This is a genomic window from Flavobacterium sp., from assembly GCF_003525665.1.
In the GTDB taxonomy this organism is placed as follows: domain Bacteria; phylum Bacteroidota; class Bacteroidia; order Flavobacteriales; family Flavobacteriaceae; genus Flavobacterium.
The window spans coordinates 22,405-39,703 of sequence record NZ_DQDX01000084.1; the positions used below are offsets into that span (position 1 = coordinate 22,405).

The following is a 17,299-nucleotide window of genomic DNA, read 5'->3' on the forward strand; positions in this document are numbered from 1 at the left end:
TTAAAAAATGAGAAAAACATTTTTATTTTTACTTTCAATAATTGGGTTTGTTGAAGCTACTGGACAGATTACTGCAATTCCTAGTAGTTCATCCTTAGCACAAACTAGATACAGCTCTGTGTCGGTAAATGAGTCTTCAGGAAGACTTGTTGAGAACGTACCGTTAGTTTCTTATTCCTCAGGCAAATTAAATATTCCTGTATCTTTAAGTTATGTGGGTAATGGAGTTAAACTAATTCAACAATCCAATTGGGTTGGAACCAATTGGGCGTTAAATTCTGGTGGTGTTGTAACAAGAGTGGTTAACGATTATCCAGATGAAAAAGCAAGTGCTAGAATCTTTTTTAATGAAATCGAGCAACAAGGAGATGATTTAACAGGAATAGGTTACTTACCAATAGCGAACGATACTCGCGATTTTCGTGCCGATCTTTTTTCATTTTCATTTCCAGGTTATTCAGGAAGTTTTTATTTAGATGAAAATCTTATACCAAGATTAACAGACTATAGTTCAGAATTAAAAATTGAGTTTGTTGGAGGTTTAAACTCCTCAGACAATAATATAATTTTAATTACAACTCCAACTGGCGAGAAGTATTACTTTGGAGGTGAAAATGCATCGGAAAGAACTAGTGCAATTATAAGTACTATAGTAAAAGGAAATTGGACACCTTCAACTGGGGTTTTGCCAGTTACACAGCCAGTTGGGTCTCTTGCTACAACTTCTTTCTATTTATTTAAAGTAGAGAATAGCTACGGTGATCAGATTTTGTTAGACTATTTTGATGACGGGTCAAAAACATTTGTTCTCTATGAGAAGCAAAAAGTGCCATTATTGTATGAGCAATCTTATGTTAATGATGGATGTATGGATATTGCAGAATTTAGTGAATTAAACAGTTCCATCTATAGAATGACAATTTATAACTCCAAAAAGATTAAAAAAATATATTCAATTAATTCTAATTTAGAATTGTCTTTTAATTCAAGTGCCTTGTTACTGCCTTCGGATGGTGTTTTTAATTCTCCTCAATATGATGATAGGATTTTAAATAGTATTAGTTTAAAAGACAACCTGATTAACGAGAATCTTAGAAATATAAAATTAGAGTATATATTTCCTAATAGTCCTAATTCATTCCGTTTTTTTTTAGATAAAATTTCAATTAATAATACCAATGACATCAATAGTGATAAATGTGAAGTGTATTCGTTTGATTACAATTCTCCAGAGGATTTACCAAGTAGATTTTCATACGATATCGATTTATTAGGGTATTATAATGGACAAGCTAACACAACCTTAATAGGACAAGATCAAGATATTGAATTTGACTCCGCTTATCAAAATTTAGCAGTGAGAGAGCCCAATTTTGAATTTGCATCAAAAGGAGCATTGACAAAAATCACCTATCCTACAGGTGGTTATAAAAAAATTGAATATGAAAGCCCGCAAGTAAGAGCCGTTGTCGATAAAAGAAAAACTTTAAATGTATATAGAAATAAGTTTGAATTAACACAAAGCTCTTTAAACAATCAAATTTTTAATATTGGGAATGAAATGTCTATTGATGGCAATACGGTTTCAAATCATGTAATAACCCAAACTCTTAAAGTGGCTTTAAATGTTCATGTAGAACCTAATGGTGTTTATCATAACCATAAAGTTATTGTTCAAGTAAAAAACACATCAACAAATGCAATTGTTGGTACAAAATTCATTACCTTAATTAATGGAAAATTTAACTATTCTAATGTGTTTTATTTTCCAATAGTTCAAACTCATACTAATTTTCATAATTATTCCGTTTCATTAAATTTTGAGCCTACTACCGTAAATTCCTTAAATCATGCAACTTTGGAGGCATTTGCAGATTGTTATTATATTGGAGAGGAGTATTTTTCTGCTTTAGGGTTGCGAGTAAGATCGTTAAGCGATTTTAATGCGAATGGCTTTGCGCAAGATTACAAAAGGTATTTTTATAAAAGAGTTGAGGATTTAAAGACGATTAATGATGAGAGCCCAGTGGTAACTTATAATCCAGATCATCTAAAATCTTACGAAAAATATTGTTGTGATTTAAATAATGTACAAAGTTCTTTGTATGTAGTGAGCCTTGAAGCTGATCCTTTGGGTTATTTGTTTTCTGGTAGTGATAATCAAGTAGAATATAAATATGTTACTATCAGTCATGGAGATGATTGGTTTAAAGGTGGTGGAATAGAAAAACAGTTCACTGTCGAGGCACAAAACAAAACAAGGCATCATTCTTATTTGCTTGAGACTGTATCTGAAGGCGTTGATGTTGATGATTTTGATTTTGGGTTAAATTTTGAAAATAACAATATGTACAACGGAACTATTGTTAGAGAGAGAATAATACAAAGAAAAGATCAGGATATTTTTATAGCAAAACAAACAGATTATAATTACGAGAAGCACTCTAATTCATTAATTAAAAATGTTGTTATTTTAAAAAATGATATGAATTGTACTATTGGGAGTAATGAATTACCTGGATATCCAAAAATAGGTACTTACAATCTTAATTCCTATACAAATCTCTTAATTTCTACTGTTAGTAAAGATTTTATTAATCCGTTACCTGTTGGTACTACTTCTGGAACAACAAGAGAAGTATCAAATACAACTTCTTATGAGTATGGTGCGCTCAAAGGTTTACCAGTTAGAATTACAGCTACTGATAGTAAAGGAGATTTAAACATAAAGGAGTATAAATATGCGATACCAGTAGATATATCTTCACTAACAGTAAGTGCAACTGAGATGGGCGCTTATACTACTTTGTATAATCAAAATCAAATTGCAAGCCCTATTGAAGTAATAACGAAGTATCAAAAAGTTGGAGAAGCAGAGAAAATTATAAGTAAAACTAGAAGTTTGTTTTCTAATGTTAGTGGAATAATTCTTTTACAAAAAGTACAATCCGCCAAATCTAATAGTTTGTTAAGAAGTTCAGTAGAGGCTACACAATACGATGCTAAGGAAAACCTATTAGAAATCACCCAAGAAAATCAAATTAAAAAATCATATATCTATGGTTATAATGATGAGATGATTATTGCGGAACTGGAGGGAATATCGTATTCTAGCATTCCTGTCGCGACAATAAATCAACTAAAAACATTATCAAATAGTGTTGTAGATGATGCTTCGATGAATCTACTAGCTACAGAGTTAAATACGCTACGAACAAGTCTACCTCAAGCCAATATAACCAGTTATGTTTATGATAAATACCGACAAGTTAGAATTAAAACTAATCCAAGAGGGTATTCTTTAAAATATGATTATGATGAGTGTAAACGATTGCGATTAGTAAAAGATCAGGATGGTAATATCATTGAAGAAAACGTATTTAACATAAAAAATAATTAAAGATAAGTATGAAAAAGTTTATATATTTAGTTATTATTACAATAGTTCCTTTTTTTACTTACGGACAATTGAATAACAGTTACAATTATATTTATAAAGTAAATTATAAAGTACCTGTTGCAGATGGAGCTCAGCATTTAGTTACCGATTCTAACAAAACCGAACAAGTTATTTATTATGACGACCAAGGCCGACCAATTCAAGTAATTATTCCTAATGCTGGTGGAGATAAAGAAGACGTAATCGGTCATTATGAGTACGATGAACTTGGTAGAGAAACCAAAACCTATTTACCGTATGTTTCTAATTTATCAAATCCTTTAGGTTACGTTTCTAATGTAAAAAGTAGTATAGCTCCTTTTTACTTAAATAAATTTCCTGATGATTTCCAAGATGGTACAAATCCTTATTCTGAGGTAATTGCCGAAAACAGTCCTATTGGAAAAATATTAAAACAAGCAGCGCCTGGAAGTGACTGGAAAGTTAAACAAGACGATACCGATCATAATTTAAAATTTGATTATCGATCCAATAACTATGCAGAAGTGGCACGGTTTGATGTTTTATTTCAAAACGATAATACCATTTTACCTCAGTTATTTTATAATGGCAATTATTTGCAAGATCAACTTATAGTAACCATTACTAAAAATGAAAATTGGACTTCAACCAATGAAAAAGTTAATACAACAGAAACCTTTTCTGATAAATCGGGAAGAAAGATATTAACTAGAGAGTATTTAAAAGAAAACGGTAACTACATTGTGCATAACACCTATTATGTGTATGATTTTTATGGCAATTTAACTTTTGTAATTCCTCCAGCTGCTAGTGATGCCATCGAGTCATCAGTTTTAGGCCTAGTTGCTAGCGGTTCTAACAATTATCCTTGGACAACTTTAGTCCAAGTAGATGAAAATCTAGCCCTAGAATATAATAAACTATTTAGCGAATACAATAATGAAATTATTTTAAATAATGATTTACTTCAACAGTACGGTGGTCAAGGAGGATTTTTATTAGATGTAAACAATAGTAATGAGTTAGTTTTAACAATCAATATTAGTACACTTAATCCAGTTAAATTTAAAAATGGTGAAATTGTGTCATTAAACAATCTAGGTAGATTTAAAGATATTGAAATTGGAAGAATTAGTGCAAATAATTACGATTATGTTTTCTCTATCAAAAATAATAGTTTATTTGTTGACGGTTCAGGAGAAGTAAGTTCTGTAAGTGCTTCTTTTGTAGGTAACTCAAGACTAGATTATAACCAAAATTATTCATGGACAACTCTTATTGATGTCGATCCAGAAGAGGCAAGCAGATGCCAAACCATATATGATGCAATGGACAATCAATTAATTTTGAATACCGTTGTAGAAAACAATTATGGAGCAAATGGCGGAATAAACATAAGTATTGACGAAAATGATCTTGTATCAATTAACTTAAATATTACAGCAACATCACCAGTTAAATTTAAAAAAGGAATTGTTTTTCCATTAGATATTCAAAGAAGAGTTGCCAATCGTGATCTTGGAATCATAGAAGGAACAGGATGTAAATATTATTTCAAAATTTTCGATAACAGTCTTTATATTGAAGGAGATGGAAATTTTACTAATGTTAACCGAATAAGTGCTACTCCACCAAATGTTAGTAATATTGTTCCAATACAAATTATTGAAGGACTTTGCTATGAATATCACTATGATGACCGCAATAGATTAGTAGAGAAAAAAGTACCAGGTAAAGGATGGGAATACTTGGTTTATGACAAAATGAACAGGGTAGTTTTAACTCAAGATGCAAATTACAGGTTGCAAAAAAAGTGGCTGTTTACTAAATACGATATGTATAGTAACAACGTGTACTCTGGTCAGATTGATTACAATAGTTCTGTGGGAAATTCCAATTCACAATTAAGAGAAGAGCTACAAGCAATATACGATACAACCACAGTTATTAATGAAACCAGAACAGCTACTGCGTTCCAAAACGGAGGTATCGATATTAATTATACCGATCTTGTTTTTCCTAAATCAATAAATACTGGTTTTACTGTTAATTCAGTTAACTATTTCGACAACTACAATTATAATCCTTTAGGTTCTGGTTTTACAATTCCTACAGCAGTTTATAGTAGTACAACAAACGTTCTAACCAATTTAAAATCACTACCAACCTCCTCATTAGTGAGAATACTAGATACAGGACGATGGAAGATGAGCCTAGTTGCCTACGACCTTAAAGAGCGACCTATATGGGCACAAATCAAGAATACCTATCAGGCAACCACCAATACTAGTGAACTTAAACTAGACTTTGCTGGTAAGGTTTTAGAAAATACCACAACTTACTTGTACAATACAAATACGTTAACTATCGTTAATAAATTTGCTTATGATCATGCCGATAGAATCATAAAACAAACACAAAAAATTAATACACAATCAGAAGAGCTCATTTATTTTAATCATTATGATGAATTAGGACAGCTCGACCAAAAGAAAGTAGGTGGTGTTGCACCAACAACGGCAACATTGTATGGCGCAGTAACAACGGCATTACAAACTGTAGACTTCAATTACAACGTAAGAGGATGGCTTAAAAACATCAACAATCCAGACCAAAGCTTAACAAGTGATTTGTTTGCCTTTAAAATAAATTACAACAAACCTCAAGGTACAACTGCACCACTTTACAACGGTAATATATCGCAAACCTCATGGAAAACGATAACCGACAATAAAGTGAGAGGTTACAATTATACCTACGATGAGCTCAATAGATTAAAACAAGCCAATTATGTAGGTAATTATGCCCTAGCTGGTACTACTTCACAAATAGAAAATTATAAAGAAGGCGATATTAAATATGATAAAAATGGCAATATCACCGGTTTACTTAGGTTCGGATTAACAAGTAGAGCTACTCCACTTATAGATGTAATTGATAAGTTAACTTATATCTATGAAGCCGATAGCAATAAACTTTCAAAAATTGTTGATACCGCAGATCCAGTTGCTGGTTTTAAAAATATAGATACTGCTAGTCCAGATTACTCTTATGATATAAACGGAAATCTTAAAAAAGATGTCAATAAAAATATTACTAACATAGAATACAATCAGTTCAATTTACCTACTAAAATTGTTTTTAACAGTCAAGATCCTGATACTTCTCCTAATCCTAATGGTATTAAATACCGTTATGATGCTGCGGGAAAAAAAATAGAGAAAATAGTTTATAAATCGCAGTTCACTTCTGGAGTTTGGTCTACCACTCAAACGGTTACGCAATATGATGACAATTATATCTATGAAAATGGTAGGTTGCAATTTTTTAGCCAGCCCGAAGGCTATGTTGCCCATAATAATGGTGTGTTTTCTTATGTTTATCAATACAAAGACCATCTTGGTAATGTAAGACTAAGCTACAAAGCAACAACTACTGGAGCGTTACAAGTAGTAGAAGAAAACCAGTATTATCCATTTGGTTTAAAGCAACAAGGATACAATAATGTAATAAGCCCACTTGGTAATGCGGTAGCCCAACGTTTCGATTTTAACGGTAAAGAAACCGAAGAAAGTTTTGGTCTTAACATCTCAGAGATGGATTTTAGACAATACGATCCATCAACAGGACGTTTTTATAATATAGATTTATTGGCAGAAGCTACATACAGTAAAACACCGTATCATTTTGCAGGGAACAACCCAGTGATTGGTTCAGATCCTACCGGTTTATTAACCTATTTCAATGGTAAAGACCATAGTCAACCTCAGCAAGTATTCGGTCAAAACGGCTATGGGATGATAAATATGTATGGCAACACACAGGGTAGTTTCTTAGATAACCTACATAATGATTATGGGTCAAACGCAGTACATGGTGGTGGTATGACTGGTAGTAGTGGCGGAGGCGGTGGTAGTGGAATACCTTCGGGTACAATGACAATGTCATCTCTTTTCTTTTTAATAAATTTAAATGGTGGAGGATTATGGACAAATGATGGATTTGGAAATTTTGGTAATGGTAAAACTTTTATAAATAGAGATGGGGCTGCTTATCAAGACCCATCGTTTAATTGGGGTGCTGTTGGTGAAGGAGATAAATATGCTGGTTTTGAAGGAGATTCAATGTCTACACCTTTCCTTGATGTGGATATTACGGGAAAAGGAAGAGGCGGAGTTAATTCTGATTCTATTCCTTGTGTTCAATGCCATCACACAACAAGTCCACAATTTGGTAGCTATTCTATGCCGAGTATAGCTTGGAGTGGTTATGTAATTACAGCAAATGGAGAAATGAGATCAGATTTTATTGGTGATAAAAAAGGTCCAGGAGGTCAAATTTATCATCACATTGATGAAATTTTTACTATAAAAAAGTGGCCGAAACCTGGAAAGATAGGTAATTTAAGAAAAGGTCTTGACAAATTTCTAAAAGCATTAGAGAAAAGGCCTCCTGGTCAAGCTTTCAGTAGTTTTATTACAAATGATACTATTTATAACACTATAATAACACCTAGTGGTATGGAGAAAAGAGGTTATGATGTTTTACATCGACATGGTTATATAATGGATGGAGATTCTATATTTTATGTAGGTAAATAGGTAAACTAAAATAAAAAAAATTATGAAAAAATACCTAATACAAAAAACGCCATTCATAGTTCCGACAACGGATGGGAAATTGATTGAAGAACATCACGGCAAAGCAGCAACTGATAATAACGATATTTCAATTGCTCACATGGTTGCGCCTCCGAAATGGAGTGAACCGTTTCAAACTCCAGAATTTGAAGAATATACCTATATTATATCTGGAAAAAAACAATTTATCATAGAAGGAGAAACAATTGTTTTAGAAGCAGGTCAATCTATTAAAATTGAAGCTAATACTAGAGTTCAATATTCGAATCCGTTTGATGAATCTTGTGAATATATTGCTATTTGCAAGCCAGCATTTGATTTTACAAAAGTTCACAGAGAGGAAAATTAGTTTTCAGATATTAGATTGCAGATTTCAGATTGCAGATTTCAGATATTAGATTTCAGATATTAGATTACAGATTGCAGATTTCAGATATCAGATTTCAGATCTTAGATTGCAGATTTCAGATATTAGATAGCAGGTTTAAATACTAGTTTTAAGATTTTCTAATATCATGTTTTCTACTTCTTCACTGTTCCATTTTTCTTCAATATTTTGAATTTTTAGAACTTTTTCCATGATTGTATTTTGAAAATCTCCTATGGCTAATGCTTCTGAATATGGTTGCAAACTAAAAGTTACACGACTGTAAAGTGGCATCCATTTATCAGGATGTTTATCTGAAAACCATTTTTCGATTTTTTTCTGTAAAAGGAATTTTTCATCAGCCGTTTTCGAACTCATTTCCATAAAATTTCGATACGAAAGTTCGGCAATGGCATCAGCATTTGGCTTTCTAGAATTCTCATAATCGTTTAGCAAATTCGCCCAATCATCGCCATATTGTTCAATCATCTGATTTAAAACGGTAATATCTTCAAATCCTGCATTCATTCCGTGACCATAAAATGGAACTATTGCGTGGCAAGCATCACCAATAAGTGCTACTTTATTACTGTATGTCCATGGAAAACATTTCATTGTAACCAAATAACTCGTCGGATTTTTAAAGAAATCTTCCACAAGATTTGGAATTACTTCTTTAGTGTCTGGAAAATGTTTTGCGAAAAAAGCAACCAGTTGTTCTGTTGTTTTTAACTCTTCAAAAGAATTTTCGCCATCATGTGGCATAAACAGGGTACAAGTAAAACTTCCATTTGGATTGGCTAATGCCATCAGCATGAAATTTCCTCGTGGCCAAATGTGTAAAGCGTTTTTGTTTAGTTTATGCGATCCATCTGGATTGGCAGGAATATTTAATTCTTTGTAACCAATATTTAAAAACTCTTGCGAATAATTAAACATACTTTGACGTTGCATTCTGTGTCTAATTCTGGAGAAAGCACCATCAGCACCAAAGGTCAAGTCGTAGTCTTTTGTAGTCCACTCACCTCTTTCGGTTTCACCGATTGATATCGTTGCTGTTGTTAAATCGACATCCCAAACTTTTTGTTCAAAGAAAAATTCAACACCAGCTTGTTCGGCTAAATCGACCATTTTTTTATTCAACAAACCTCTAGAAAGCGAGTAAATTACTTCGCCATCTTTGCCATAAAATTGCTCGTTAACCGTATCAGCACCTGTATGAATTGCTCTTTTTTCAACAGGAATACCAATTCCTAGAACTTCGTCTTCTAATCCAACATCTTTCAGTGCTTTTATTCCTCTGTCAGACAATACAAGATTTATGGAACGACCTGAGAAATTAATTTTTCTAATATCAGGACTTCTATCGTAAACGTGAACCGTGTGACCTAATTTCTTAAGATATATTGCCAATAAAGTTCCAACTAATCCAGAACCTACAACGGCTATTTTTTTGGGAGTTTGCATTTAAATAGTTTAAAGCGGTTGTGCAAATTTACTGATTTTTATCCATTTTAATTCATCTGATTAAGGAAGAATTACTTATTTCTTCGGAACAAAAACTAACTTTGTTGATGTAGCTTCGATTTCCTTTTTGTTCATTTTCATTTTTCTGAATTTGCCTTGAGCGTACATCTCCGCTTGATCGTTGTAATGCTTACTCGATGGAACTCCAGATTGACCTGTTGGAAGAATACTCACACTATTTTCAACATCTGAAAAGTCAATAATTCTTCTAGTTGATGGACCAGCTTTTACTTCATAAATTGGATTGTCAGAAAAAGTGAAAGCTAAATTATTAATAACTTCATTCGAACCTGCAATTTCCATTGGACCAACATTAAAATAACCACGCAAAGCAGCGACTTTTCCTAATGGATGTTGATGTTCTAAGGTATGAACTTTATTCCATGTCCAAGAATTAATGTCGTTTCCTTGTTGTTTTTCTAGCGATGCAATAGCTTCTTTAAACGATTTATTTAAAATTTCTTTTCGAGTTTCTTTGCGGTTTTTGGTTTTATAATCATCCCACCAAACCGACGATTCATTGGCTATTTGTGGCTCAATTATTTGTTTTAAAATATGAGTTGAAAGTAATGCAGCAAAATCATCTTCGCCCAATTCATCTTGAAACGTATTCTTCAAATAGTGATAAATAAATTTGTTATAAATAGTTGGAGCAATATCAGATTCATTATTAGAACCAGACCATTTTCCTAAAATTTCATAAGCTTTCTTCTCATTTGATGTTGCTTTATTCGAATCAATTTGAGGTAAAAAACTCTTCACAATAGTTGCAGAAGTAGACGATGTATTATCGACAATCATTTTTTGAACATCGGTTAAAGTCCAATTGTTTTTTGGAGCTAACAAACCGTCAATTCTTTTGGCTCTGTCTTTTGGCAAATAATATCCAGGATACAAATATCCGTCAATAGCTTCGGGTTGATTATTTGCAGAATACACGTAATTCCAAGTCGGATTTATTGCCGAAGGATTTTTAGAATACGGAAGAAATTCTTTTTTATCATCGATTCCGTTGGCGCCATTTAGAATAAAATTTGGATTGACGGATTTGTCTAATTTATACAATTTTCCAGACGTTATCCAAGCGACATTATCTTTAGCATCTCCATACATAACATTCAATCCTGGTGCGTGAATGAGTTCTATTTTATTATAAAAATCAGTAACATCTTTGGCATGACAAAGCGAATAAACGGCATCGAGAATTTGGTTTTTCTCTTGTGTGTAAACCCACGACATGGCAATTGGATTTTTGGTTTTTAAAGTCGTCAACAAATCATTCATAATTGGTCCGTGAATCGATTCTTTGATATTTAAAGTTACCGATGTACTGTCTTTTATTTTGATGATTTTCTTTCGAATGTTGTAATTTTTAAAACCATCAATTGTCTTGTATTGGCTTTCATTATTTGGATTATTTTCTTCTTGAAACAAATCTAAATCGTCGTTTTCAAACATCGTTAATCCGTAGGCGTAGTCGCGGTTGTGACCTAAAAGCGGAAATGGTGTTCCGGCCAAATAGTAGCCATAAATTTCATAATCTGGTGTAACGATATGGGCTTCATACCAAGTGCAAGGTTGCGAGAAACCAATGTGTGGATCGTTGGCAAAAATTACTTTTCCGTTTTTGGTTTTTTGTGCGCCAATTACCCAACTGTTACTTCCAATAAAAGGCGGAATTGGAGAATTGTCTAACAAACTTGCTACCGATTTGGAGATTTGAGCATAATCATTCGACTTGCCTTTGTAACTTTTTAATTGCGTTGTTCCCAAAGAACCATCAAGACCAAAATCTTTCAAATATTCTGCTCCAAATTTATCACGAATGTCGGTCATTAACGGATCGTTTTTTTGTGCCATTGCAAAACTGAATGACATGAATCCGAAGATATTGTAAACGTCTTTTAAGGTATATTTTTCTTTTTTAACGCCAACCAATTCAAATTCCAAAGGTGTTTTTCCGTTTTCAATAAACTGATTTACACCATCGAGATAAGCAATTGCAAGTTTGTATGCTTCGGAATTTTTATCTAATTGCGCGATGGCTTTTTCAGAATTTTCATCGATTCCAACTCCTGCAAAAAAAACATCATTCGGCAACGCTTTCGAACCAAATAATTCTGATAATCTTCCTGGAGCAATTCTGCGCATAAGTTCCATTTGCCACAATCGGTCTTGCGCGTGAACGTAACCTAAAACCGTCATGGCATCTTTTTGAGAATCGGCGTAAATGTGCGGAACGCCAAAATCATCAAAATAAACTGTGGTATTTTTACTTATATTTTGCAAAGCCACTTCACCGTCATAAACTGGTTTCTTATACTTTGTATATCCAAAAACTGAAATTGCAAGAAGAGTAAGTAGTGATAAAAGAAGTAGTGAAATTTTTTTTAATCGTTTCATTTGGAATTTAAATTGGTACTTCAAATCTACTTATTATTTATGAAATAAAAAAAATGCGTTTAAATTGCTGCTACAATTTAAACGCACACTAATAACTAACTTAACTTTTATTTTTTATTTTTTACTACTGTCAATTATTGCTCCAGTTCCAGCACCAACACCAGCTCCAGCTAAACCACCAATAATGGCACCTTCACCTTTTTTCTTACTAACAATTGCTCCAGTTACAGCACCAACTCCGGCGCCAATAACGGCTCCTTTTGCGGCACCACTCCAACCTTTTTTCTTGGCTACAGTTGTAGTTGTTGTTCCAGCAGCAGTTTGATTAACCACTACCACTTCTTTTTGTTGTTCGATTTTGGATGCTTCTACTTTCATTGAGTCGATGATTCTTTGCTTTTCGGCAACTACTTTCATTGAATCTATGCTTGATTGTTTTGCTTCTACAACGGCGTCACTATTTGTATTTTTACAAGAAAAAATAACTAATGACAATACTAATACATATAACGTTTTCATATCAAATTGTTTTTTGGGATTATTGATAGGACAAAGTAACAGCATGTAAAGCATGTAGTAGTTACACGATTTTTAGTAATTGTTATAGAATATTAAGATTTAGAGGTAATTGAGTTTTTAGTGGAAAGTATTTTCAAATGCTTTTAGGTAAATAAATTGCGCAAAGTCAGGAGACTTCTCGTGGCTGGCTATTATATTTTTAGGAGTAAATATTTTTCTTTTAAATCTGTTACTTTTTTAATGTCACAACGATAGACATAAACTCTAAAGAGAGACTTTCCTATTCCTTGAGAAATTTCTTGATTCCAATAATCAATATCTCTTCTTTTGAGTTCAGTTATTAGTTGTTTATGCAATAGTTCATCATTCAACGATCCTACTAAATGACTATTTAGATATTTATCATTTTTGATGATTTCAAATGCATAGTCAACAATTTCTTTCTCTGTTCTGGAATATTTTATATTTTCCTTTTGTCCACGTTCCGTATGATACCAAATGAACATTCCGTAATAATTTTCAATTCCAAACCCTTCATCAGTTTCATATCTGTTGCCAGGAGTAAAAGTATTTTTGATACAATTTTCGGCTAACCATTTTTCAAGGTCTTTAATTGTGGACATATTCATTATTGAAGAGATTTTTTATGGCTTTACTAGTGAAGTTTGATTGTCGAGCTTACAGCAAACACAACTCCAAATCATCAAGATAATTGACTATTTCAAATTTCGTTCTTTTAAAATAGCTTCTAATTCTTTGGTGTCGGTTTTCGAATTATTTATCAGTTTGTAAGCTAGATACAATGGAATTAAAGTGAGAAAACCATAAGTATTTTTTACAACACTATAAAATATAACTCCAAACAAAAAACCAATTAATACCGCATTAGTGATTTTAGTAGATTTCATCTTATTAGCTTCTTGCAACAATTCTTGGTCTGTTAATTCTGATAGGTTTTTTTCTTTCATTTTCGTTGATTTTGATTGGTGTTATAGAGTTTAGAAATATTCCGTGCTATCGATATTAAAATATAGTTGTGCAATCTGGCGAAGTAACTCAAATAATTAGTTTCATTTCAAATATATTAAAAAACTACCAACTTAAAAAAGTTAATTTCTTTTGTATTCTAAACTTGATAGTTGCACCAACCAAGTATTCATTACATTAACAAGCTAGCCCTGATTGCAGTGGAAATAAAAAATGCCTTGATTGTTTCAAGGCATTTTTTATTGCAGCGGAAAGCAGCCCTTCGACTGCGCTCAGGATGACGATGAATCACTGATAAATCCCGATCCCGAAGCTTTGGGAATTCGCTTCTAAACTATAAAATTGAACTATTATCTTGGAAAATTGATTTTTGTTCCTGTATGTAAACCATTATTTTTAGCTAAAACACCACACATGTGAAACAACATTCTTGCACCTACGTTTCCATCCCAATCGTCGTTTTCGCCTGGAGCAACTTCTACTAAATCGAAACCGATGATTTCTTTACCACTTTCGGCTAATTTATTGAACAAATACGTGGCTTGCTCAAATGAAAATCCGCCTGGAACTGGTGTTCCTGTATTTGGGCAATACCATGGATACATTCCGTCAATATCAAATGAAATGCATACTTTTTGTGGTAACGAAGCGATAATGGCGTCGCATTGCTCTGCCCATGTTTTGCCTTCGAAAGTTTCTTTTTTCAAATCGGAATCAGTGTGCACTAGAACTCTTCCTTTTTCTGAATGTACAACATCAACTTCTTGCTCGCAGAAGTCACGAATTCCAACTTGAACGATTTTGGAAATCTGAGGAATTTGCAAAGCATTGTACATAATTGACGCGTGCGAATAGGTAAAACCTTCGTAGGCAATACGCAAATCCATGTGAGCATCAAGGTGTAGAATTCCGAAATTGTCATGTTTTGTTACTAAAGCTTCGTAGTAACCAAGCGGTGTTGAATGATCGCCACCAACAAGAACAACTTTTTTACCTTGGTTCATCCAATGCAAAACGGTCTCTTTTACTTGTGTGTGCAAGTCGCGACAAACGGTATTTATTGTATCTAAATCGGCTTTCAAGGCTGGAATTTGATTTACATCTTGCCCATCTTCTAAAGCTTCGATAATAGGTTGCGCTAAGGCTTTGTATTTATCTGAATTGTTTTTCCATGTTTCTGGAATTTCTGCGTAGTACATTCCGAGTTTCCATAATTCTGGAAAATCTTGGTGGTTTAAATCTACTTGAAATGAGGCGTCAAGAATGGCTTCTGGACCTTCTGACGCACCAGCACCATAACTCACGGTAACTTCCCATGGAACCGGAATTATAATTATTTCTGATTGTTCTGATGAAAATGGTAATCCGAAAATAGTTGCATCGGCTAATCCTGGTTGTGAAGGATCGAAAGTGTTTATGATTTCTTGTTTTGTCATGGTTGTAGATTCAAATTTGAAAGTACAAAGTTAGTGTTTAATGTAAATTTCTTCAAATGAATTGATAAATAAAAAGTTTACACGAATTGCACGAATTTTCACGAATTTATTATTTGGAATTTTATTTCACGAACTTGTGATGACTTTCTAAATTAGTGAAATTCACCGCAAGCTGATTCGTGCTAATTTGTGAAATTCGTGTAAAAAAGTTTAATGCTTTTCAAATTATTTATATGATAATTGTCATTTTTTAAGCGACTCAAAACCAACATCTTTGACGATTACAATTATTAATAAATATTTAGGTATGAATAGAGAATCAGCACATACATTTCATATTCCGGTGATGGGATTGGCTTACACGATTGATAGTCCGATTCGTGTGGCGCAATATGGAATTTCATCGGTTGTATCGATAACAGATGATGAAGTTATCGAAAAAATGAGGGCTTTTTACAGCGAGAAATTTAGTATTCCGTATCAAGAAATTACACAAAAATTCCACGATTATAGAGCCGAAAGAATTACACATTACTTGAACTTGATGGATACAATTGTAACTGAAAAGTTTGAGAATTTTAAAAACGAATTGGCAGAAAGCAAATCTTCATTAGAGAATTATATTGCGATGTTGCCAAAAAAATCGGATTTAAAGAAAGGACTGCAAAGTTTTATCGATGAAGGAATTACGATTAAAGAAACCATTAAAAATTACTTGGAAGACCATTTATTTGCAGGCGAAATTGATGTCAATATAATGACGAAAGTCGATAAAGATAATTTTGATAAAAACGAACAATTGCCAGTAGAATTCAATGATGCTCATGCAGCACTTCGCGGATTTGCTAATAGTAACTTATCTTCATCAGTGGTGCTTTCTGCCGGAATGAATCCGAGGTTGTACAGTTATTTTGAGAATTTTAAAGACTTTTTTCCTGATGTGAATTCGAATTTGAAGAAGAAAATTATTTTGAAAGTTAGCGATTTTCGTTCGGCGATGATTCAAGGAAATTTTTTGGCTAAGAAAGGACTTTGGGTTTCGGAATACCGAATTGAATCGGGATTGAATTGTGGCGGACATGCTTTTGCAACGGACGGTTTTTTACTCGGACCGATTTTGAAAGAATTCAAAGAAAAGAAAGATCAGTTGATTCAATCGGCGCATGATTTATTGGTCAAAGCTTTGCATCAAAAAGAAATGATAGTTCCAGAAAATCCATTAGAATTAAAAATCACTGCACAAGGCGGAATTGGAACTGCAGAAGAACATGATTTTTTATTGAATTACTACAAAGTTGATTCTGTAGGTTGGGGTTCGCCTTTTTTATTGGTTCCAGAAGCGACTTCGGTTGATGCAGAAACTAGAACTTTATTGGCCAATGCTAAGGAAGATGATTTTTATTTGAGTAACATTTCTCCGCTTGGTGTTCCGTTTAATTCAGTTAGAGGAACTTCTAATGAATATTGGAAACAAAAACGAATTGATGAAAACAATGCTGGAAGTTCTTGTCCGAAACGACTTTTAGCTTTGAGCAAAGAACATGATGATAAAGGTTTGTGTATGGCTTCAAAGAAATATCAGGATATAAAACTGGAAGAATTAGAAGTTAAAAAAGATGAAATTTCATCATCAGAATTTGAAAAGCTAAAAAATAAAATTACTGAAAAAGCTTGTCTTTGCGTTGGTTTGGTCAATGCTGCTTTTTTAGAAAACAACATTAAAATAAAAGGACAACAACAAGGAATCGTGATTTGTCCAGGACCGAATTTAGCTTATTTTAGTAGCGAAATTTCATTAGCTGATATGGTAAAACATATTTATGGAAATGCTAATGTAATGACCGACGTTAACCGACCAAATGTCTTTGTGAAGGAGTTGAAAATGTATGTTGATTATTTAAGAAATGAGATTTCAGATTATTCTACCGAGATTTCTGCTGGACAAATTAAGAAATGGAATTCTTTTAAAAATAATTTATTGGAAGGAATTGAGTATTAT

10 protein-coding genes are annotated in these 17,299 nt (G+C 32.9%); 4 read left to right on the top strand and 6 right to left on the bottom strand.

The features are described from left to right. The first annotated feature begins 7 nt into the window (after positions 1–7). Genes DIU01_RS06195 through DIU01_RS06205 form a run of 3 tightly spaced genes read left to right on the top strand, consistent with a single transcriptional unit; the run spans position 8 to position 8,410 of the window. The gene (locus DIU01_RS06195) at positions 8–3,400 is read left to right on the top strand and encodes a hypothetical protein (RefSeq protein ID WP_290832566.1); all 3,393 of its coding nucleotides are present in this window, start codon (positions 8–10) and stop codon (positions 3,398–3,400) included. A gap of 8 nt (positions 3,401–3,408) precedes the next feature. After that, a complete protein-coding gene (locus DIU01_RS06200) occupies positions 3,409–8,022 on the top strand; it encodes a DUF6443 domain-containing protein (protein WP_290832568.1) in 4,614 nt (1,537 codons plus the stop codon). A gap of 22 nt (positions 8,023–8,044) precedes the next feature. Further along, on the top strand, positions 8,045–8,410 hold the full coding sequence (locus DIU01_RS06205; RefSeq protein WP_290832570.1) for a cupin domain-containing protein: 366 nt from the start codon (positions 8,045–8,047) through the stop codon (positions 8,408–8,410). A 135-nt stretch (positions 8,411–8,545) separates the two neighbouring features. Here the strand turns inward: DIU01_RS06205 and DIU01_RS06210 are convergent, their stop codons facing one another. The 6 genes from DIU01_RS06210 to DIU01_RS06235 form a co-directional block, all read right to left on the bottom strand. Next, the gene (locus DIU01_RS06210; protein WP_290832572.1) at positions 8,546–9,895 is read right to left on the bottom strand and encodes an NAD(P)/FAD-dependent oxidoreductase; all 1,350 of its coding nucleotides are present in this window, start codon (positions 9,893–9,895) and stop codon (positions 8,546–8,548) included. Between the two features lie 75 nt (positions 9,896–9,970). After that, complete coding sequence (locus tag DIU01_RS06215) at positions 9,971–12,358, bottom strand: penicillin acylase family protein (RefSeq protein WP_290832574.1); 2,388 nt, start codon at positions 12,356–12,358, stop codon at positions 9,971–9,973. Between the two features lie 114 nt (positions 12,359–12,472). Further along, positions 12,473–12,877 carry a glycine zipper family protein gene (locus DIU01_RS06220; RefSeq protein ID WP_290832576.1) on the bottom strand — a complete coding sequence of 135 codons (405 nt, stop codon included), beginning with the start codon at positions 12,875–12,877 and terminating at the stop codon, positions 12,473–12,475. A gap of 191 nt (positions 12,878–13,068) precedes the next feature. Then, positions 13,069–13,500 (bottom strand): hypothetical protein, encoded by a 432-nt coding sequence (locus DIU01_RS06225; protein ID WP_290832578.1) that lies wholly within the window; start codon positions 13,498–13,500, stop codon positions 13,069–13,071. Positions 13,501–13,593: 93 nt separating this feature from the next. Further along, positions 13,594–13,845: an FUSC family protein gene (locus DIU01_RS06230; RefSeq protein ID WP_290832580.1), complete on the bottom strand. Its 252-nt coding sequence runs from the start codon at positions 13,843–13,845 to the stop codon at positions 13,594–13,596. Positions 13,846–14,214: 369 nt separating this feature from the next. Beyond that, positions 14,215–15,300, bottom strand: coding sequence for an agmatinase family protein (locus tag DIU01_RS06235; protein WP_290832582.1), 1,086 nt, complete (start codon positions 15,298–15,300; stop codon positions 14,215–14,217). Positions 15,301–15,607: 307 nt separating this feature from the next. Here DIU01_RS06235 and DIU01_RS06240 point away from each other — a divergent pair. Continuing rightward, positions 15,608–17,299 (top strand): hypothetical protein (locus tag DIU01_RS06240; protein WP_290832584.1); only part of this gene is annotated, 1,692 nt, incomplete at its 3' end.